This is a genomic window from Microbacterium sp. 2FI, from assembly GCF_005502885.1.
Taxonomy (GTDB): domain Bacteria; phylum Actinomycetota; class Actinomycetes; order Actinomycetales; family Microbacteriaceae; genus Microbacterium.
Window position 1 is genome coordinate 69,868 of the sequence record NZ_SCMR01000013.1, and the last position, 19,976, is coordinate 89,843.

The window sequence follows — 19,976 nt, forward strand, 5'->3', positions numbered from 1 at the left end:
ACAGGCCCCGGTCGCGCTCGCCGACGGATGCCGCGGCGGCAGCATCCGTCGTCCCCGCCCCGCCTTCTCCGGCGTTCGCGCTGTCGAAACCACCACACGCGCGTGAACACGACGACCGCGACGACAGGTTTCGAGAGCGCGAAGCGACACGAAGACAATGACGGACGCGCGAGCCGCAGCCGCGTCTCCTCCCCAACTCGGCCAGCACTCGGCTTGTCCACAGGACGGTCCGCACAGCACCTGCAGCCAGCCGAAGCGAGCACGCTGGAGCGATGGAGGCGACGCGAACGGCCCGCCACGACACGATCGTGGTCTCGCGGCGCAGTGAACAGCTCGATGCCGTCGACGACAAGCGCTTACGACGCCTCGTCGCCACGAAGATCTGGACCCGCGTCGCGCCCGGGGCGTACGTCCTGACCGACGAATGGAGGCGACTCAGACCGATCGAGCAGCATCGGATCCGCGTCAATGAGGTCGCCCGACGCCTCGCTCCGGGAACCGTCGTGTCCCACGCCGCGGCCGCCGCACAGCTCGACATCGATGTTCTCGGATCGTGGCCGCAGACCGTCGACGTCACCATCGAACGCGCCGGCGGCGGACGCTCAGGCGGGTGGGTTCGTCGTCACGCCGTCGGGCTCGAGCATGTCGAGCGGATGCCGTTCGGGTGCCACGAGATCACGACGACTGCGCAGACGGCGGTCGATCTTGCCCGCTCGCTTCCGTTCCTCCGCGCATCCAGCGCCGTAGATCAGGCGCTGTGGACCGGGCGCGAAGGCGGCTCGCTCACGACGAAGGAGGAGCTCTTCGCGCTTCTGGACTCCGGCGCGCCGCGGCGCGGGGACGTCCGTGCACGACGGGTCATCGAAGGCGCTGAGACTCTCGCTGCGAACGTCCGCGAGACGCAGGCACGCGTCCTGATCGGACAGCTCGGCTTCCCGTCATCGAGACCGCAGGAACGCCGCGTGCTGCGCACCGGGCGGCTGGTCTTCGGCGATCGCTACTTCCCGGAGCACGATCATTGGCTCGAGATCGACGGGCGGGGCAAGTACCGGAGCCCCGAGTTCGGCCCAGACCGCGACCCTGCAGCGATCGTCATCGATGAGAAGAACCGCGAGAACGAGATCAGGCGAGAAGTTCGCGGATTCTCACGACTCGAAGCCACCGACCTCGACCATCCGCTTCGCGTGTACGACATCCTCACCGGCGACGGGCTGCCGAGCTCGAAGCCCCGCCCCTGACGACGCTCCAGGCGATCGCGCTGTCGAAACCGCCTCCCGCGCCGGAACCCGACGACCGCGTTTGCCGCTTTCGGCAGCGCGAGCGAATGAGATCGGCACCCTACCAGCTGACCGGAAGCGCCTTGCCCTCTTCGTAGCCGGCCGCGGACTGCAGGCCGACGCGCGCGCGGTCGTGGAACTCGGCCACCGACGCCGCGCCGGCGTACGTGAACGACGAGCGCACGCCCGACGTGATCATGTCGAGCAGATCCTCCAGCCCCGGCCGCAGCGGGTCGAGGTAGATCTTCGACGACGAGATCCCCTCGGCGAAGAGCTCCTTGCGGGCGAGCTCGTACGGGTCGAGACGTCCGAACCGCTCGTGCACGGCCTTGGTCGAGGCCATCCCCCACGATTCCTTGTACGCGCGTCCGTCAGCGTCGAGCTGCAGCTCGCCCGGAGCCTCGATGGTCCCCGCGAACCACGAGCCGATCATGACGGATGCCGCGCCCGCCGCGAGCGCGAGCGCGACATCCCGCGGGTAGCGCACACCGCCGTCGGCCCACACGTGCGCGCCCATGACGCGCGCAGCCTCGGCGGTCTCGAGCACGGCCGAGAACTGCGGGCGACCCACCGCGGTCATCATGCGGGTCGTGCACATCGCGCCGGGGCCGACGCCCACCTTGAGGATCGTCGCCCCCGCGGTCACGAGATCGTGCACGCCCTCGGCGGTCACGATGTTGCCGGCGGCGATCGGGATGCCGAGGTCGAGATCCGACACGGTGCGGAGGGCTCGCAGCATCCCCTCCTGGTGGCCGTGCGCCGTGTCGACGACGAGGACATCCACCCCCGCAGCGGCGAGTGCTTTCGCCTTGGCTGCGACGTCGCCGTTGATGCCGATCGCCGCGGCGACGATGAGGCGCCCCGACGCGTCGACGGCGGGTCGGTAGAGCGTGGAGCGCAGAGCACTGCGCCGCGACAGCGTGCCGACGAGGTGGCCGTGGTCGACGACGCACACCGTCTCAGCACCCGCGGCGACGATGACGTCGAATGCGTGGCGGGCGGATTCGATGTCGACCGCGTCGACGGATGCCGTCCGCCCTCGCGCCAGATCGCCGAGGCGCGCGTCGGGGAGGGCGGTGCCGAGACGTTTCGCCGGGATCACGCCGAGGATGCCGTCCATGTCGACGCGGCCGGACGAGGCATCGGCCACGATGATCCCGTGGCCTTCGGTCGCCGGCAGCAGTCGCGCGGCGTCGGCCACGGTGGAATCGGGGGGGAGCACGATCGGGGTGTCCCACAGCACCGGCTGCGCCTTCACCCACCGGATCGCAGCATCGAGATCCTGCAGCGGCAGGTCCTGCGGCAGCACGCCGAGGCCTCCGCGACGAGCAAGCGTCGCGGCGAGGCGAGCGCCCGTGACCGAGTTCATGTTGGCCGAGACCAGCGGAATCGTCGCGGCGGTGCCGTCGCCGGGCGACAGATCGACGTCGAGGCGGCTGGTGACGGACGAGCGCCGAGGCACCAGGAAGACGTCCGAATAGGTGAGGTCGACTTCGGGCTGCGCGCCGTAGAACTCCATGTCCGCCAAGGGTAGCGACTGTTCCTGTGCGGATAAGGTTGCGCGAAGTTTCCGGGGCGGCATCCGCGGGCGCCCCGACCACTGCGCCAGACTGGGTTACGCTTAACAGTCGTGCGTGTGGGCGTGGTAATGCCCCGCACGTTCTCACAATCTTCACCGATGAAAGCAGGCGATCCAGCGTGTCGAGCCAGGTGACGGGCGTCGGGGTTTCGAACGAAGGAGAGTTCGGAGCCAACGAGTGGCTCGTCGACGAGCTGTACGAGCAGTTCAAGATCGACAAGAACTCCGTCGACAAGGCGTGGTGGCCCATTCTCGAGGCCTACCACCCCGTCGACACCGAGTCGGGGTCGACGACACCCCCCGCGCAGGCTGCATCGCCGGCGGAGGCCGCGCCGGCAGCGCCGGTGTCGGAGGCGGCTCCACCCACCGCGACCGCGACCGAGCCGCACCCGGTCACCGCGCCCGTGCCGATCATCGGCGCACAGCCGGTGGCGCGGACGACCGCCCGCCCCGCCGCTCCTCAGCCGATCCCCGCGCAGGCGCCGAAGGCCGAGCCTGCGGCCGTCGCCGAAGCGGCCGAGGACAAGGTCACCGCCCTCAAGGGGATGCCGAAGACCCTCGCCGCGAACATGGACGAGTCGCTGACCGTCCCGACGGCGACGAGTGTGCGCACGGTCCCGGCCAAGCTCATGATCGACAACCGGATCGTGATCAACAACCACATGTCGCGCACACGCGGCGGCAAGGTGAGCTTCACGCACCTGATCGGCTGGGCGCTCATCCAGGCGCTCAAGGAGTTCCCGAGCCAGAACGTCTTCTACGCCGAGATCGACGGCAAGCCGTCGGTCGTCGCGCCGGCGCACGTGAACCTCGGCATCGCGATCGACCTGCCCAAGCCCGACGGAACCCGCGCACTCCTCGTCCCGAGCATCAAGCGCGCCGACACCCTCAGCTTCGGCGAGTTCCTGGCCTCGTACGAGGACCTCGTCACGCGCGCCCGCGGCAACAAGCTGACCGCGGCCGACTTCCAGGGCACGACCCTGTCGCTGACGAACCCGGGCGGCATCGGCACCGTGCACTCCGTTCCCCGCCTCATGAAGGGTCAGGGCTGCATCGTCGGCGCCGGCGCCCTCGAGTACCCGGCCGAGTTCCAGGGCGCGAGCGACAAGACGCTCAACGAGCTCGCCATCGGCAAGACCATCACGCTCACGAGCACCTACGACCACCGCGTCATCCAGGGCGCGGGCTCGGGCGAGTTCCTCAAGAAGGTGCACGAACTGCTCATCGGGCAGCGCGGCTTCTACGACGACATCTTCGCGGCGCTTCGCATCCCGTACGCACCCATCCACTGGGCCGCCGACATCAACGTCGACCTCGCCGAGCGCGTCGACAAGCAGGCCCGCGTGCAGGAGCTCATCAACTCGTTCCGCGTGCGCGGCCACCTGATGGCCGACATCGACCCGCTCGAGTACGTCCAGCGCACCCACCCCGACCTCGAGATCGAGCAGCACGGACTGACCTTCTGGGATCTGGACCGCGAGTTCGTCACGGGCGGCTTCGGCGGCAAGCGCACCATGAAGCTGCGCGACATCCTCGGCGTCCTCCGCGACTCGTACTGCCGCACGACCGGCATCGAGTACATGCACATCCAGGACCCCGACCAGCGTCGGTGGTTCCAGGAGAACGTCGAGCAGAAGTACCAGAAGCCCGGCCACGACGAGCAGCTGCGCATCCTCGACAAGCTCCAGCAGGCCGAGGCCTTCGAGACCTTCCTGCAGACGAAGTACGTCGGCCAGAAGCGCTTCAGCCTCGAGGGCGGCGAGTCGCTCATCCCGCTGCTCGACGAGCTCCTCCAGGGCGCGGCCGAGGCGGGCCTCGAGGGCGCCGCGATCGGCATGGCCCACCGCGGCCGCCTGAACGTCCTGACCAACATCGCCGGGAAGACGTACGGACAGGTGTTCCGCGAGTTCGAGGGCTCGGTCGCCATCGGAAGCAAGCGCGGCTCCGGCGACGTGAAGTACCACCTCGGCACCGAGGGCACCTTCGTCGACGACCGCGGCGCCGAACTCCCGGTCTACCTCGCCGCCAACCCGTCGCATCTCGAGACCGTCGACGGCGTGCTCGAGGGCATCGTCCGCGCCAAGCAGGACCGCAAGCCCATCGGCACGTTCTCGTGGCTGCCCATCCTCGTGCACGGCGACGCTGCGTTCGCAGGGCAGGGCGTCGTGGTCGAGACGCTGCAGATGTCGCAGCTGCGCGGCTATCGCACCGGCGGCACGATCCACGTGGTCGTCAACAACCAGGTCGGCTTCACCACCACGCCGACCGACGGTCGCAGCTCGGTCTACGCGACCGATGTCGCCAAGACCATCCAGGCGCCGATCTTCCACGTGAACGGCGACGATCCCGAAGCCGTGACCCGCGTGTCGCAGCTCGCGTTCGCGTACCGCGAGAAGTTCCACCGCGACGTCGTCATCGATCTCGTCTGCTACCGCCGCCGCGGCCACAACGAGGGCGACGACCCCTCGATGACCCAGCCGCTGATGACCAACCTCATCGAGGCGAAGCGCTCGGTGCGGCGCTTGTACACCGAGGCCCTCGTCGGCCGCGGCGACATCACCGAGGAAGAGTACGAGCAGGCCAAGCGCGACTTCCAGAACCGCCTCGAGATCGCCTTCGCCGAGACGCACGCGGCCGAGACCGGCACCTCGAACGTGGTGGATGCCGATGCCGAGGCGGCCGCCGAGCCGCCCGCAGGTGAGCCAGACACCACCGGTGTCGCCCGCGAGGTCGTGAACCTCATCGGCGACGCGTTCGTGAACAAGCCCGAGGGCTTCACCGTGCACGCGAAGCTGCAGCAGCTGCTCGACAAGCGCCTCGACATGAGCCGCAACGGGTCGATCGACTGGGCCTTCGGCGAACTGCTCGCATTCGGCTCGCTCCTGCTCGAGAAGACCAATGTGCGTCTCGCCGGCCAGGACTCGCGCCGCGGCACCTTCGTGCAGCGCCACTCGGTGCTGCACGATCGCGCGAACGGCCAGGAGTGGATCCCGCTCGCGAACCTCGGCGCCGATCAGGGCCGCTTCTGGGTCTACGACTCGTTCCTGAGCGAGTACGCCGCGATGGGCTTCGAGTACGGCTACTCCGTCGAGCGCGCCGACGCCCTCGTGCTGTGGGAAGCACAGTTCGGCGACTTCGCCAACGGCGCCCAGTCGGTCGTCGACGAGTTCATCTCGTCGGCCGACCAGAAGTGGGGCCAGCAATCGAGTGTCGTGCTGCTGCTCCCCCACGGCTACGAGGGCCAAGGACCCGACCACTCCTCGGCCCGCATCGAGCGGTACCTGCAGATGTGCGCGCAGGACAACATGACCGTTGCGCGCCCGTCGACGCCGGCATCCTATTTCCACCTTCTCCGCCGCCAGGCCTACGCGCGTCCGCGTCGCCCGCTGGTGGTCTTCACCCCGAAGGCGATGCTGCGGCTGCGCGGCGCGACGAGCCCCGTCGAGGAGTTCCTCTCGGGCAAGTTCGAGCCGGTCCTCGACGACAGCCGGGTCGCCGACAAGGCCGCCGTCAAGCGCGTGCTGCTGCACTCGGGCAAGATCCACTGGGATCTCCGCGCCGAGCTCGAGAAGAACCCGAACCCCGAGATCGCCCTCGTGCGCCTCGAGCAGTTCTACCCGGCTCCGATCGCCGAGCTCAACGCCGTCATCGACAGCTACCCGAACGCCCAGCTCGTCTGGGTGCAGGACGAGCCCGAGAACCAAGGTGCGTGGCCGTTCATCGCACTCGAGGTCGTCAAGCACCTGCACGGGCGAACGATCCGTCGCGTCTCGCGCGCCGCGGCTGCCTCGACTGCGACCGGCTCGCCGAAGGTGCACGCGATCGAGCAGGCAGCGATCATGCAGAAGGCGCTGACCCTCTAGCTTTCGCGACGTTCCGAAAACCTGCTCGGTGACGGCGACACGCCGCATCCGGACGCCGCTCGGCGGCGTGTCGGATCACCGGGCAGGTTTTCGGCGCCCCGACGCGGGTCAGATCGGGTCGACGCCGGCACGGGCGAACGCCGCAGCCGCGGCATCCGTCGACGATTCGCGATCGGCTGCGACGAGCCCGAGGCGCGTGCGCCGATCGAGCAGGTCAGAGACGCTGAGCGCGCCCTCGACGGCGACGCCCCAGTGCAGCTCCTGCGCGGTGACGCCGCACGCGGCGGCGGGCCCGTCGGGGAGTCCTGCGGCGAACGGGGCCTCGGCGCCGTAGCGACGCACGAGACGGGATGCCGCGGCGATCTCGCCCAGCCGATGGCGCGGCCAGGCTCCCACGAGCGGGATGCCGCGCGTCCGGCACGAGGCCGCATCACGGCCGTCGAGCCGGCTCACGGCAACCACGTCGACGGCATCCTGGGCCATCCGGCGGTAGGTCGTGAGCTTTCCGCCGACGACGCTCAGCACACCCGACGACGACGCGACGATCGCGTGGCGTCTGGACAGGTCGCTCGTCTCGTCCGACGCCGTGGCGCCGTCCAGCAGCGGGCGCAGGCCGGCGAAGGTCGCGATCACATCGGAACGGTCGAGCGGATGCCGCAGCACGGTGTTGACGGTCGCCAACAGCATCTCGATCTCGGGCTCGGTCGCATGCGGCACATCGGGGATGGGTCCGTCGGCGGGCACATCGGTGATCCCGATGTAGGTCCGGCCGTGCTGTGCGGGGAGCGTGAAGACGAAGCGGCTCGAAGACCCCGGCACGGGCACCGTGAGCGAGGCTTCGGATCCGCCGAGTCGATCCGATGCCACCACGAGGTGCGTGCCGCGGCTCGGCCGCAGCCGCAGCGCGTGATCGAGCTCGCCTGCCCATACCCCGGTCGCGCTGACGACCGCGCGGGCGCGCACCGCGATTTCCGAGCCGGTGAGCACATCGCGCAGCACCGCACCCTCCCCCGCGGCCGAGACCGCCTCGACGCGGGTGAGCACCGAAGCGCCGTAGCCGGCGGCGGTGCGCGCGATCGCCACCACCAGGCGCGCGTCGTCGATGAGCTGTCCGTCCCACCCGCGCACCGCGCCCTGAAGGGCCGCGGGGTCGACAGCGGGGACGAGCCGCAGCGTCTCGCGGCGGCCGATGACCCCTGGCGAGTGCAGGACGACTCCCGGAGTGCCGACGAAGCGGCGGAGTCCGTCGCCGAGACCGTAGCCGAGACTGAGGTATGCGCCGCGCGACATATGTCCGGGCGCATACAGCGGCACGACCTGGGGAAGTGCCCTCGTGAGGTGCGGGGCGAGCCGCGTCATGAGCAGATGCCGCTCGGCGGCGCTCTCGTGGGCGATCCCCAGCTGTCCGGATGCGAGGTACCGGAGGCCTCCGTGCACGAGCTTCGAGCTCCACCTGCTCGTGCCGTGGGCGAGATCACCTCGTTCGACGAGCACGGTGCGCAGGCCCCGGCTCGCGGCATCCAGCGCGATCCCCGCCCCCGTGGCGCCGCCGCCGATCACGAGCACGTCAACGACGGGGTCTGCCGCGAGCGCGTCGAGCTCACGCGATCGTCGCGAGGCGTTGAGCGCCGACGGATGGGGCGTCCGCCCCACGATGGAGACCGTCACGGCGCGTCCTGCCCGAGATATCCGCGCAGCGCCTGAGCGAGCTCGTCGCGCCATTCATCCGCAGACAGCCACTCCGCGACGAGCGGCGAGGACTGCACCGCCGACTGCGCGATGAGGAGCACCATCGCCGCGAGCGCGGCCGGTTCGCCCTCTCGGATCCACGCAGCAGCCTGCCCGGCGGCGATGCCGTCCGACAGCCGCGCATGGATCGCGCGCTGGCTGGTGCCGAGCCGCTCGAGGATGTAGCGGGCGAACAGCTCGGGATCGGTCTCGCGCAGGCGCTCGACGAGCGGCATCCGCCGGATTCCGTCGGCGGTGTCGACGAGGACCGCGACGAAGTCGTCGAGGTCGCTGGGCCCGGTCGTCGCCGGCAGCACGGCGAGGAGCTCGCGGGTGACCAGGGCGGCGAACACCGACTGCGCGTCGGGCCAGTAGCGATAGAGCGTCTGGCGGGCGATGCCGCAGCGCCGCGCGATGTCGGATGCCGTCGTGCGCCGGATCCCGTGGGCGAGAACCTCGACGAGGGCAGCGTCGAGAATCGCGTTCTCGGTGTCGGGGGCGCCTTCGGCCATGTGACAACCATACAGAATGTGTCATACTGTCGCCATGTCTGCGACGAAGCCGGCGAGCTCCGACGATTCCTCCGCCCCCGAGCTGCCGACCCCGCGCTCGCGCTCCGCGTGGGACGCGTGGGGCACGGAGCCGGCGCATCTCCCGGCCGCCGCCCGTACCGTGGTGGCGACGCTCCTCCCCGGCAAGGCGCATCCGGTGTCGCGGCGCCGGCGACCGATTCTCACTCCGTCGGCCCTCCCCGACGCCGACCTCGCTGCGCTCGGAGCCCTCGTCGGCGAGGCCAACGCCACCCGCGACGACGACGTCCGGATGCTGCATCTCGGAGGCAAGAGCACGCCCGATCTCCTCCGCCGTCGGCTCGACGACCCGCAGACCGCGCCCGACGCGATCATCGCGCCCGCGGACCACTCCGAGATCGCCGCGGTACTGGCCGCATGCGACGCGCGCGGGATCGCCGTCGTCCCGTTCGGCGGCGGCACCTCGGTCGTCGGCGGCGTCGATCCGGAATCCGGCGCGCACCGCGCGGTCGTCGCACTCGATCTCGCGCGCACGGCCGCGCTCCTCGCGCTCGACGAATCGTCGCGGCTCGCGACCTTCGGCGCCGGAACGACCGGACCCCAGGCCGAGGAGCTCCTCGCCGCGCACGGCTGGACGCTCGGCCATTTCCCGCAGAGCTTCGCCTACGCCTCGCTCGGCGGCTACGCCGCGACGCGCTCGAGCGGGCAGGCATCGCGGGGCTACGGGCGCTTCGACGATCTCGTGCATGCACTGCGGATCGCGACGCCGGCCGGCGACCTCGAGCTCGGCCGTGCGCCCGCGAGCGCTGCCGGCCCCGACCTTCGGCAGCTGTTCCTGGGATCCGAAGGGGCATTCGGCGTGCTCACCGAGGTGACCGTGCGCATCCGGCCGATTCCGGCGGCCACCGCCTACGGCGCCTGGACCTTCCCCGACTTCCGCTCGGGCGCAGACGCCGTCCGCGAGGCGACGCAGCGCGGCATCCGTCCCACCGTCCTCCGGTTGAGCGACGAACCCGAGACGCGCGTCAATGCGATGCTCGGCGGGCACCTGACCCGAACGCGCGGCGCTCTCGCCGTCGCCACGTGCGAGGGCGAGACCGACCGGGATGCCGCTGAGACGCTCGCCGCCCTCGACGCCGTCTTCGCCGCGCACGGCGCGAAGTCGCGCGGCGCGGAGCCCGCCCGATCGTGGGAGCGCGGCCGCTTCGCCTCGCCCGCCCTGCGCGACAGCCTGCTCGACATCGGCGTCCTGGCCGAGACCCTCGAGACGGCGACGACGTGGGCGAACCTGCTCCTCCTCAAGAGCGCCGTCACGGACGCCCTCACGGCGAGCCTGGCCGCCCGCGGCACGAAGCCGATCGTGATGTGCCATATCTCGCACGTGTATCCCGCGGGGGCGTCGCTGTACTTCACTGTCGTGTCGGCCCTCACCGCCGATCCCCAGGCGCAATGGGCGGACGCGAAGGATGCCGCCTCCCAGGCGATCGGCGAGGCCGGCGGCACCATCACGCACCATCACGCGGTCGGCCGCGACCACCGCCCGTATCTCGAGGCCGAGATCGGCACCCTGGGCACCGAGATCCTGCGCGCCGTCAAGAGCGTCGTGGATCCGCGGGGGATCATGAACCCGGGAGCGCTCGTCGTCCCAGCGGCAGTTCTCCATAGCGGGGAACCGAACGCATGAAGCTGGCACTCCTGACGAATCCCGCCGCCCGTTCCGGTGCGCACACGGGAGCGGCGATGGAGGCGGCCGAGCACCTGCGCGCGCACGGCGTGCAGACGAGCATCGTCAGCGGTGGCAGCGCCGCGGAATCCAGCGCGCTGCTGCGGACCGCGATCGACCTCGGCGTCGACGCGGTCGCGGTATCGGGCGGCGACGGCACGGTAAACCTCGCGATCCAGGAGCTCGCCGGCACCGGCATCCCTCTCGGCATCATCCCCGCCGGCACCGGCAACGACTTCGCCACGGCGCTCGGGCTTCGCCAGATGGATGCCGCAGCCGCCGCCGCCGCGATCGTGACGGGCTCGACCCGGACGATCGACCTGGCACGCGTCACGCGCGAGGACGGATCGACCGCGTTCTACGGCAGCGTCCTCGCAAGCGGATTCGATTCGAAGGTGAACGACCGCGCCAACGCGATGCGCTGGCCGCGCGGCGGGTCGCGCTACAACATCGCGATCCTGATCGAGTTCCTGACCCTCGCAGGCATTCCCTACGAGATCGAGGCCGTGCTGGCGGACGGCACGACCGAGCGCTTCACGGGCGACCGGGTGATGGCGACCGTCGGCAACGGCACCAGCTACGGCGGTGGCATTCCGATCTGTCCCGACGCGGACGTCGAAGACGGTCTGCTCGACCTCATCCTCGTGCGCCCGGCGGGGCGGCTGCGACTGCTGCGCCTGCTGCCACGCGTCTACCGGGGCACGCATACGAGTCTCGAAGAGGTGACGACGCGACGCGTGCGCTCGGTGCGGCTCTCGGCGCCGGGGGTGACCGCCTACGCGGACGGAGATCCGATCGGCGCGTTGCCGCTCACGATCGATGTCGTCCCGCGCTCGCTGACGGTGTTCGCGCCGCAGCCCTGACGAGGCTCAGTGCGCGGCCTGGACCGCCCGCAGCTTCGCGAGAACCTGATCGCGCAGCTCTTCGGGAGCGCTCTCCTTGCACGCGCGCGCGACCACCTCGGTGAGGGTGCGCGACACGAGGGCCTCATCGCGGCATCCGGGGCAGTGCTCCAGGTGCTCGGCGATGTCGGCGTGCTGGGTCTTGCACACCTCGTTGCGCAGGTACTCCTCGAGGTCTCGCCGCGCCTTGTCGCAGCCGCAGTCGGTCATTTCGTGCTCCTCGTGGCGGCGGTGATGCCGCGCTCTTTCGCATAGTCGGCGAGCAGTTCACGAAGCATGCGCCTGCCACGATGCAGGCGGCTCATGACCGTGCCGATAGGGGTCTTCATGATGTCGGCGATCTCCTGGTAGGCGAAGCCCTCGACGTCGGCGAGGTACACCGCCAGCCGGAAATCCTCGGGGATGGACTGCAGCGCGTCCTTGACGACCGAGGCCGGCATGTGGTCGATCGCCTCGGCCTCGGCCGAGCGAGTGCTCGTCGCGGTCGTCGACTCGGCACCGCCGAGCTGCCAGTCCTCGAGTTCGTCGATCGTGCCCTGGTAGGGCTCGCGCTGCTTCTTGCGGTACGTGTTGATGTAGGTGTTCGTGAGGATCCGGTACAGCCACGCCTTGAGGTTCGTGCCCTGCGTGAACGTCTTCCACGACGCGAAGGCCTTCACGAAGGTCTCCTGCACGAGGTCAGCGGCGTCGGCGGGGTTGCGCGTCATGCGCATCGCCGCGGCATAGAGCTGATCCATGAACGGCAGCGCCTGCTCTTCGAACTGCGTGCGCGCGTCCTGGGGTCGCTGGGCCTGGGCCTCGTCATCGGTGGTGGTCATCACGCGCCAGTCTACGGCGGCGGCCTCCGAGTCCGGAGGAAGGAACGCGAGGACCGCTTCGGCGTCGGTTCCGGTGTCGGTGCGATCGAGAGTGGCGATCATCCGTCTCCGCTTCGGTTTGTCAGAACCTGCCCCGGCGGCAGGGTTCAGTAGGGTAGAACCCGATGACAGCCGATGGGTATTCCCCCGCTTCCGCGCCCGCTGCGCGCGGACCCTGGCGTGCGCCGGTCGCCACCCGACCACTGCACGCGACCGTCACGGTTCCGGGGTCCAAGTCGCTCACCAACCGCGAGCTCATCCTGGCGGCCCTCGCCGACGGGCCGAGCCGACTCATCGCGCCGCTCCACTCCGACGACTCCGCCCGCATGGTCGAGGCGCTGCGGGCCCTCGGCGTCGGAATCGAGCTCGAACCGCGCGAAGGCGGACTCGGCGACGACATCGTCGTCACCCCGGTCTGGCCGCTGCGCGGCAGCACCGAGATCGACTGCGGGCAGGCCGGAACCGTGATGCGCTTCGTCGCGGCCCTCGGGGGCTTCGCGCGCGGCGACGTCACGATGACCGCTCACGAGAGCGCCCTGCACCGCCCGATGGGCGCCATGATCACCGCCCTCCGCGAGATCGGCGTCGACATCGACGACGGCGCGCGGTGGACCCTGCCCTTCATCGTCCGCGGCCACGGTCACGTGCGCGGCGGCGAGGTCACGATCGATGCGAGCGCGTCGAGCCAGTTCGTCTCGGGCCTTCTGCTGGCGGCCCCCCGGTTCGACGTCGGCCTTCACCTCGTCCATTCCGGCGAGCGGCTGCCCAGCATCCCCCACATCGACATGACCGTCGAATCGCTCGCCCACCGCGGCATCCACGTCGAGCGCCCCGCTCCGGGCGAGTGGATCGTGCCGCCGGGGTCGCTGCGGGGCAAGGACATCGCGATCGAGCCCGATCTCTCCAACGCCGCACCGTTCCTGGCCGCCGCGATGATCGCGGGCGGCTCGGTGGCCGTCACCGGATGGCCCGCACACTCGACGCAGCCCGGCGCCATGCTCACCGACATCCTCGCGCTCATGGGCGCCCGAGTCGTTCGCCGGGGCGGTGCCCTCACGGTCACCGCCGGCTCCGGGATCCACGGCGTCGACCTCGATCTCTCGGCCGCGGGCGAGCTCACTCCGACGATCTTCGCCCTGGCAGCCTTCGCGGACGCACCCTCGACGCTGCACGGCATCGGCCACATCCGCGGGCACGAAACCGACCGCATCGCGGCCCTCGTGGGAGAGTTGCGCGCGCTCGGCGGCGAGGCTGAAGAGCTCGCCGACGGCATCCGCATCGTTCCCCGCCCGCTCCACGGCGGACGCTGGCGCGCCCACCACGACCACCGCCTCGCCACGACCGGCGCTCTTGTCGGGCTCGTGGTCCCGGGCGTAGAGGTCGACGATATCGGCACGACCGCGAAGACCATGCCGGAGTTCCCGCAGCTGTGGCAGCGGATGCTCGACGCCGGCGACACTCCGGGCAGCGTCCCGGCGGAGGCCATGCAGGCATCGTGAGCTGGCTCGACGATCCCGACGACGACGACGAACCCGAGTTCGACGAGGCCGACGTGCGGGTCCGCCCCAATCCCAAGGCGAACAAGCCCCGCACCAAGCGCCGTCCGGCGCACCTGGACGCCCAGATCGCGCGCGTGCTCGGGGTCGATCGCGGTCGCTATACGGTCCTCGCCGACGAGGACGGTCCCGACGAGCGCACGGTGCTCGCCACCCGCGCCCGCGAGCTGCGCAAGATGCCGATCGTCACGGGCGACCGCGCCCGGGTCGTCGGCGATCGCACCGGCTCGGAGGGCACACTCGCGCGCATCATCGGCATCGAAGAGCGCCGCTCACTCCTGCGGCGCAGCGCCGACGACACCGACCAGGTGGAGCGGGTGATCGTGGCCAACGCCGACCAGATGCTCGTCGTGGTCGCCGCCGCAGACCCGGAGCCCCGCGAAAGACTCGTCGACCGATATCTGGTCGCAGCGTTGGATGCCGGCATCCGTCCGCTTCTGGTGGTCACCAAGACCGACCTCGCCGACCCGACGGCCTTCCTCACGCACTTCGACGGGCTCGATCTCGAAGTCTTCACGAGCGCGCGCGAGTCCGACGACGACACCGGCGGGATGCCGATCGAGCGGATCGGCGCGGCGCTCGTGGGGCACTCGACGGTATTCGTCGGGCACTCGGGCGTCGGCAAGTCGACCCTCGTGAACGCCCTTGTTCCCGCCGCGCACCGCGCGACCGGCCACGTCAACACGGTCACCGGGCGCGGACGCCACACCTCGAGCTCGACCGTGTCGCTGCGGTACGTCGGCGAGGCGGGCAACGGCTGGGTGATCGACACACCGGGCGTCCGCTCATTCGGCCTCGGCCACGTCGACACCGCCAACATCCTGCGCGCGTTCACCGAACTCGCCGAGATCGCCGAGGATTGCCCTCGCGGGTGCACCCACCTGCCTGACGCGCCCGACTGCGCCATGATCGAGGCGCTCCAGGCGGGCCGGCTTGGCCCCCGCGGCGCGGCGCGGCTCGACTCTCTCCAGCGACTGCTGGAGACGTTCGCCGACAAGTCCTCGTCCGGCGGCGGCCGCGGCGCCTAGGGTGGAGGGGTGGCGACTGCACTCCTGGAAACCGGCTCCCCCGCTCCCGACTTCACCCTCACCGATCAGGACGAGCGCTCCGTCTCGCTCGAGGGCCTCCGCGGCGGCGGAGTCATCCTGTTCTTCTACCCCGCGGCGATGACCCCGGGCTGCACGACCGAGGCCTGCGACTTCCGCGACAGCCTCGTGCCCCTGCAGGCCGCCGGTTACACGGTCCTGGGCATCTCGCGCGACGACGCCGCGACGCTCCGGCAGTTCCGCGAGCGCGACTCACTCCCCTACGACCTGCTCTCCGACCCGGACCACGCGGTCCACGACGCTTACGGCGCGTGGGGCGAGAAGATGAACTACGGAAAGCTCGTCGAGGGAGTCATCCGCTCGACGTTCGTGATCGACGCCGGCGGCGTCGTGCAGCACGCGCTCTACAACGTCAAGGCCACCGGCCATGTGGCGCGGGTGCGCGGACTCCTCGGCGTCTGAAAAGCGTCAGGCCGACGCCGCGTCCTTCGCGGCGCGACCGGCCGCGTGGACGGCGAGCACAAGCAGCACGAGGGCGACGATCGCCGGCGCCGCCAGCACCAGCCCCGACAGCGGGTCGGCGTACGCGCCGGTCGCGGCGCCCAGCGCGACCGCGAGGATGAGCACCTGCGTGACGATGCCACCCGAACGGCCCCATGACCGGTCGCGCCAGATCGCGACGGCGAATGCGAGCACGGCCACGGCGCCGACCGCTGTCAGCACCACGAGTGCGATCGAGCTGGCGAGCGAGCCGGTGTCGCCGGCTACCATCGCGAGGATCTGCCACACGACGAGAGCGGCGATCCCGACTCCCTCGAGCGCGACGACGACCGCTGCGGCGTATCCGGACGCACTTGTCCGCATTCTTACCCACCTTCCCGCCCAGACCGGGCTCGTTTGTGCGATTCCTCCACTGCGTGGAGCAGATCCACAGCAACGTGCACAGAGACACGTTGATCAACCCTTGATTTCCGGTTAACCGCTATGGGACGATTGTTGAAGCCGTGTGCTCCCACAGTGACGTGGGGCGAGCAAGACTCGCACCCCCACAGGGTACCGGACCCGAATCCGGGCCCACCGCAATTACCGACACATCGTCACAAGGAGCACCACCATGGACTGGCGCGACAAAGCCGCCTGCCTGACCGTCGACCCCGAACTGTTCTTCCCCGTCGGGAACACCGGTCCGGCTGTCGATCAGATCGAGAAGGCGAAGTCCGTCTGCGCCCGGTGCACCGTCACCGAGATCTGCCTGCAGTACGCACTCGAGACCGGCCAGGACTCGGGCGTGTGGGGTGGGCTCTCCGAAGACGAGCGTCGCGCGCTCAAGCGTCGCGCTGCTCGCGCCCGTCGCGCTTCCTGACCCAGGACGGGTCGGATGCCGCGGCGTCCGACCCAGCCGTCAGCTCTTCGCGCGCTCGATGTAGCGCAGCGGGATCTCGATCGTCACCTCGGTGCCGCTTCCGGTGATCGTGTGCCAGTCGATCGTGCCGCCGAGCTCGCCCTGGATGAGCGTGCGCACGATCTGCGTGCCGAGCCCCCGGCCGACCTGACCCTCGGGCAGGCCCGAGCCGGTGTCGCGCACGCGCACCTCGAGGTGCTCGTCGGTGCGTTCGGCGATGATCTCGACGTCGCCCTCCTGCCCGGCGAGCCCGTGCTCGACGGCGTTGGTGACGAGTTCGGTGAGCGCCAGCGCGAGCGGCGTCGCGTACTCGCTCGGGAGCGTCCCGAACAGTCCGCGCGAGTGCGTCCGCGCACGCGTATTGGGGGCCGCTGCGACCTCGGCCACGAGCTTGAGCACCCGCGCGAACACCTCGTCGAAATCGACGTTCTGCGCGAGGCCCTCCGAGAGCGTGTCGTGGACGACCGCGATCGCCGAGACGCGGCGCATCGCCTGCGTGAGCGCATCGCGCGCCTCTTCGGAGTGCGACCGGCGCGCCTGGATGCGAAGCAGTGACGCGACCGTCTGCAGGTTGTTCTTGACGCGGTGGTGGATCTCGCGGATCGTCGCGTCCTTCGTGATGAGCTCCTGCTCCTGATGGCGGATCTCGGTGACGTCGCGGCACAGCACGATCGCACCGACGCGCGTGCCGTGGTCGCGGAGCGGAATCGTCCGCAGCGAAACGGTCACCCCTCGCGCCTCGAGGTCGGTGCGCCACGGCGCCCGTCCCGTCACCACGACCGGCAGCGACTCGTCGAACTGGCGCTTGGTCGGCAGGATGCTGGTCACGACGCCGACGAGGGACTCGCCCTCGAGTTCGTCGTCGAAGCCGAGGCGGTTGAAGGCGGACAGCGCATTCGGACTGGCGAAGGTCGTCACACCGTCGACGTCGAGGCGGATGAGGCCGTCAGATGCGCGGGGGGCGCCACGGCGCGGAGCCGTCGGCGCCGACAGATCGGGGAACTCGCCCGACGCGACCATGCCGAACAGGTCGTCCGCGCAGTCGTTGAAGGTGATCTGCTGGCGCGACGGCGTGCGGGCCTCGCCGAGATTCGTGTGGCGGGTCACCACGCCGAGCGTCTGCACCTCGGTGCCCTTCGCGCGGACGACCGGCACGGCGCGCACGCGCGTCGGGGTCTCCTCGAACCAGTCGGGCGACGCCGAGTCGACGATGCGGCCGGTCTGGAAGGCGTCCTTGACCTGCGTGCGCCACTGCGGGCGCACCCGATCGCCGACGATGTCGCGATAGAAGAGCGTGGCCGCGCCGCTCGGCCGGGTGTGCGCGACGGCGACGAACGAGTCGTCGGCGGTGGGCACCCACAGCACGATGTCAGCGAAGGCGAGGTCGGCGAGCAGCTGTCCGTCGCCGGCGAGGCGGTGAAGCCACTCCACGTCCGCTTCGCTCGACCGGCCCTGGGCGTAGACGAGATCGCTGAGGGTCGACATCCGTCCAGCCTAGAGCGCCTCTCCCCTGGGCCGGGAAATCCTGCGACGGCGCGCCCCGATCACCCTCAGGCGGCGCGCTTCGCCGTGCGACGGATGCTGCGACCCGCGCGCTGCGCGGTGGTCGGAGCGGCGATCGCCTCACCCGCGAAGCGGCGCACCGCGAGGGTCAGCGGCGACTTCGGGGCGACGTCGGCGATGGGGCGCGCCGCCAGGAGAGCAGCGTCGGCGGATCGCGGGTCCTGCGGCAGGAACCACACCTCGCCGATGCCGCCGAAGCGGTCGAGCGTACGCCGCACCTGGCCTCGGGCGTCGATTCCGAGCGCGCCGGGGCGCAGCCGGTTCGCGACGACCGCCACAGGCGTCGCCCCGATCGTGGCGCGGAGGTCGGGGTAGGAGCGGAGGAAGCGCGAGACGCCGAGCGGATCGGCGCCGGCCACGGCGACGACGAGATCGGCAGTGCGCAGCACCGCAAGAGTCGCGGCGTTCCGGCGCGGACCGTCGAAGTCGCTCACGATCTCCTCGTCGCGCTCGAGCGAGGAGGCCACATCGACGACGGTGAAGTCCGCCCAGTCACGGCAGACCGCCACAGCGCCGCTCACGCGCGCGTCGGTGAGCTCGGGCCACCGGGAGGGCCGGTTGATCCCCGTGAGCACCTCGACGCCCGTGCGGCCGAGTGGGATGCTGATGCGCGACAGCTCGCGCACGTCGAGTCCGCCGATCTCGGCCTGCCGGCAGGCGGCGGCGAACCCCGGCCCCTCGTCGGCGAGGCCGAGCGCGAGCGCGATCGAGGGCGCGTGGGTGTCGGCATCCACCAGCGCGACGTGCCGCCCGCCGCGGGCGAGTTCGGCGGCGAGCTCGATCGCGAGGGTGGATCTGCCGGGTGCGCCGGCCGGTCCCCACACCGCGATGACCCGTGGCAGCGGCGGCTCCGTCGGCGACGCCGGCGGGTCGGCGCGCTCGGCCCCGGTCACGCTCGCGTGCGATCGTACGGGCATCGCGTCGAGCGCCGCTGAGATGTGCCACGGCTCCGCATCGAACGGCACCGGGCTCTCGAGGCCGAAGGCCGCTGCGACGCGCTCCTCACCGACCGACGCGCACAGCGGCACGATGCGGGTGCCCGCGCGGTCGCACATCGCGACGACCGCGGCGCTCATCGTCGAGCGCGTCACCTCGAGCACGACAGCCTCGGCGTTCGCGACCGCGCGCAGCACGCGCTCGACGTCGTCGCCCGGCATCCGATCGTCCGTCGCAAGCACCAGGGCGGATGCAGCCACCACGGCGATCACGTCGTGGCCCTCGCGCGTGAGCGCCGACGCCAAGGCCGATCCGTCGTCGACGGCGACGACGACCTTCACGAGCCGGCGCCCGCCGTCGGCACCACCGAGAGCGCCGACTCGTCGGCCATGGCCGCGAGGGTGGCGGCGACGTCGGCGCGAGGGATCACGAGTTCCAGCGCTGCCGCCCCGCCGCCGAGCATCGAGTCGTCGCGCGTGACGGAGACCACGGTCGCGTCGGGGACGAGGATGCGCGGCACGTCGAAATCGCCGTGCTCGTCCAGTGGCGCCGCCCACACCTCGACGACGGTCCCCGCCTCGACCGATGCAGGGACGTCGACGGCACTGCGCACCACGACACTCGTTGTGCGGGCCTCAGCCGCGTCGCCGACGGCATCCGCCGGGACGAGCTCGCCGGCGGAGATCGTGCGGGTCGCGACGAGGCCGGCGTCGAGCTCGCGCTCCGACAGATAGAGGTCGCGGAGCTGTCCGAGCGCCACCTCTACCGCGCGCACATCACCGCTGCCGATCGCCTCTCCCGGCACGATCGTGCGCGTCGCCGCGAACACCGGCGCAGTCTGACGTGAGGCCGAGACCACGAACCACACGCCCGCCACGGAAGCGACGATCAGCAGGATGCCGAGGAAGAAGCGGGCGTCGCCCCAGAAGGCGCGGCGCACGGCGCGGGCGGGCTCGAGTGCGGTCATGACAACCATGGTGACCCACGCCGCGGAACGGCCTTCGTCGTTATCCA

The 19,976-nt window shown here is 70.8% G+C and carries 17 protein-coding genes; 8 read left to right on the plus strand and 9 right to left on the minus strand.

Features of this window, described 5'->3' with window-relative positions:
* The first annotated feature begins 272 nt into the window (after positions 1 to 272).
* Positions 273 to 1,238, plus strand: a complete 966-nt coding sequence (locus FFS15_RS18870) for a hypothetical protein (protein WP_249353998.1) — start codon at positions 273 to 275, stop codon at positions 1,236 to 1,238.
* Between the two features lie 100 nt (positions 1,239 to 1,338).
* On the opposite strand, the gene FFS15_RS11800 is transcribed toward FFS15_RS18870, so the two are convergent.
* On the minus strand, positions 1,339 to 2,796 hold the full coding sequence (locus tag FFS15_RS11800; RefSeq protein ID WP_137845222.1) for a GuaB1 family IMP dehydrogenase-related protein: 1,458 nt from the start codon (positions 2,794 to 2,796) through the stop codon (positions 1,339 to 1,341).
* Between the two features lie 179 nt (positions 2,797 to 2,975).
* Between FFS15_RS11800 and FFS15_RS11805 the strand changes: the two genes are divergently transcribed.
* The gene (locus FFS15_RS11805) at positions 2,976 to 6,719 is read left to right on the plus strand and encodes a multifunctional oxoglutarate decarboxylase/oxoglutarate dehydrogenase thiamine pyrophosphate-binding subunit/dihydrolipoyllysine-residue succinyltransferase subunit (protein ID WP_137845223.1); all 3,744 of its coding nucleotides are present in this window, start codon (positions 2,976 to 2,978) and stop codon (positions 6,717 to 6,719) included.
* Positions 6,720 to 6,827: 108 nt separating this feature from the next.
* Here FFS15_RS11805 and FFS15_RS11810 read toward each other — a convergent pair whose 3' ends face one another.
* Entirely contained in the window at positions 6,828 to 8,387 is a 1,560-nt protein-coding gene (locus tag FFS15_RS11810; protein WP_212743152.1) for a glycerol-3-phosphate dehydrogenase/oxidase, read from the minus strand.
* Positions 8,384 to 8,959, minus strand: coding sequence for a TetR/AcrR family transcriptional regulator (locus tag FFS15_RS11815; protein WP_137845225.1), 576 nt, complete (start codon positions 8,957 to 8,959; stop codon positions 8,384 to 8,386). The genes FFS15_RS11810 and FFS15_RS11815 overlap by 4 nt, the downstream gene beginning before the upstream one ends.
* Before the next feature lie 34 nt (positions 8,960 to 8,993).
* Here FFS15_RS11815 and FFS15_RS11820 point away from each other — a divergent pair, with 34 nt between their 5' ends.
* Together FFS15_RS11820 and FFS15_RS11825 are read left to right on the plus strand one after the other, a co-directional pair.
* Positions 8,994 to 10,661, plus strand: coding sequence for an FAD-binding oxidoreductase (locus FFS15_RS11820; RefSeq protein WP_137845226.1), 1,668 nt, complete (start codon positions 8,994 to 8,996; stop codon positions 10,659 to 10,661).
* Complete coding sequence (locus tag FFS15_RS11825; RefSeq protein ID WP_137845227.1) at positions 10,658 to 11,563, plus strand: diacylglycerol kinase; 906 nt, start codon at positions 10,658 to 10,660, stop codon at positions 11,561 to 11,563. The genes FFS15_RS11820 and FFS15_RS11825 overlap by 4 nt, the downstream gene beginning before the upstream one ends.
* A 6-nt stretch (positions 11,564 to 11,569) precedes the next feature.
* On the opposite strand, the gene FFS15_RS11830 is transcribed toward FFS15_RS11825, so the two are convergent.
* Together FFS15_RS11830 and FFS15_RS11835 are read right to left on the minus strand one after the other, a co-directional pair.
* A complete protein-coding gene (locus FFS15_RS11830; protein ID WP_137845228.1) occupies positions 11,570 to 11,812 on the minus strand; it encodes a zf-HC2 domain-containing protein in 243 nt (80 codons plus the stop codon).
* Positions 11,809 to 12,420 carry a sigma-70 family RNA polymerase sigma factor gene (locus tag FFS15_RS11835; RefSeq protein WP_249354002.1) on the minus strand — a complete coding sequence of 204 codons (612 nt, stop codon included), beginning with the start codon at positions 12,418 to 12,420 and terminating at the stop codon, positions 11,809 to 11,811. Before FFS15_RS11835 ends, FFS15_RS11830 begins: the two co-directional genes overlap by 4 nt.
* Positions 12,421 to 12,584: 164 nt before the next feature.
* Here FFS15_RS11835 and aroA point away from each other — a divergent pair, with 164 nt between their 5' ends.
* Genes aroA through bcp form a run of 3 tightly spaced genes read left to right on the plus strand, consistent with a single transcriptional unit; the run spans position 12,585 to position 15,523 of the window.
* Complete coding sequence (gene aroA / locus FFS15_RS11840; RefSeq protein WP_137845230.1) at positions 12,585 to 13,958, plus strand: 3-phosphoshikimate 1-carboxyvinyltransferase; 1,374 nt, start codon at positions 12,585 to 12,587, stop codon at positions 13,956 to 13,958.
* Positions 13,955 to 15,043 carry a ribosome small subunit-dependent GTPase A gene (rsgA, locus tag FFS15_RS11845; protein ID WP_137845231.1) on the plus strand — a complete coding sequence of 363 codons (1,089 nt, stop codon included), beginning with the start codon at positions 13,955 to 13,957 and terminating at the stop codon, positions 15,041 to 15,043. The genes aroA and rsgA overlap by 4 nt, the downstream gene beginning before the upstream one ends.
* Before the next feature lie 9 nt (positions 15,044 to 15,052).
* Positions 15,053 to 15,523 (plus strand): thioredoxin-dependent thiol peroxidase, encoded by a 471-nt coding sequence (gene bcp / locus FFS15_RS11850; protein ID WP_137845232.1) that lies wholly within the window; start codon positions 15,053 to 15,055, stop codon positions 15,521 to 15,523.
* Positions 15,524 to 15,529: 6 nt separating this feature from the next.
* On the opposite strand, the gene FFS15_RS11855 is transcribed toward bcp, so the two are convergent.
* Positions 15,530 to 15,925 (minus strand): histidine kinase, encoded by a 396-nt coding sequence (locus tag FFS15_RS11855; protein ID WP_137845233.1) that lies wholly within the window; start codon positions 15,923 to 15,925, stop codon positions 15,530 to 15,532.
* 250 nt (positions 15,926 to 16,175) lie between these two features.
* On the opposite strand from FFS15_RS11855, the gene FFS15_RS11860 reads away from it, so the two are divergent.
* Complete coding sequence (locus tag FFS15_RS11860) at positions 16,176 to 16,424, plus strand: WhiB family transcriptional regulator (RefSeq protein WP_018171995.1); 249 nt, start codon at positions 16,176 to 16,178, stop codon at positions 16,422 to 16,424.
* Positions 16,425 to 16,463: 39 nt separating this feature from the next.
* Here FFS15_RS11860 and FFS15_RS11865 read toward each other — a convergent pair whose 3' ends face one another.
* From FFS15_RS11865 to FFS15_RS11875, 3 genes are all read right to left on the minus strand, one after another.
* Positions 16,464 to 17,948 (minus strand): PAS domain-containing sensor histidine kinase, encoded by a 1,485-nt coding sequence (locus FFS15_RS11865; protein WP_137845234.1) that lies wholly within the window; start codon positions 17,946 to 17,948, stop codon positions 16,464 to 16,466.
* Positions 17,949 to 18,013: 65 nt separating this feature from the next.
* Entirely contained in the window at positions 18,014 to 19,303 is a 1,290-nt protein-coding gene (locus FFS15_RS11870; protein ID WP_137845235.1) for a P-loop NTPase, read from the minus strand.
* On the minus strand, positions 19,300 to 19,929 hold the full coding sequence (locus tag FFS15_RS11875) for an SAF domain-containing protein (RefSeq protein WP_137845236.1): 630 nt from the start codon (positions 19,927 to 19,929) through the stop codon (positions 19,300 to 19,302). The genes FFS15_RS11870 and FFS15_RS11875 overlap by 4 nt, the downstream gene beginning before the upstream one ends.
* Positions 19,930 to 19,976 lie beyond the last annotated feature (47 nt).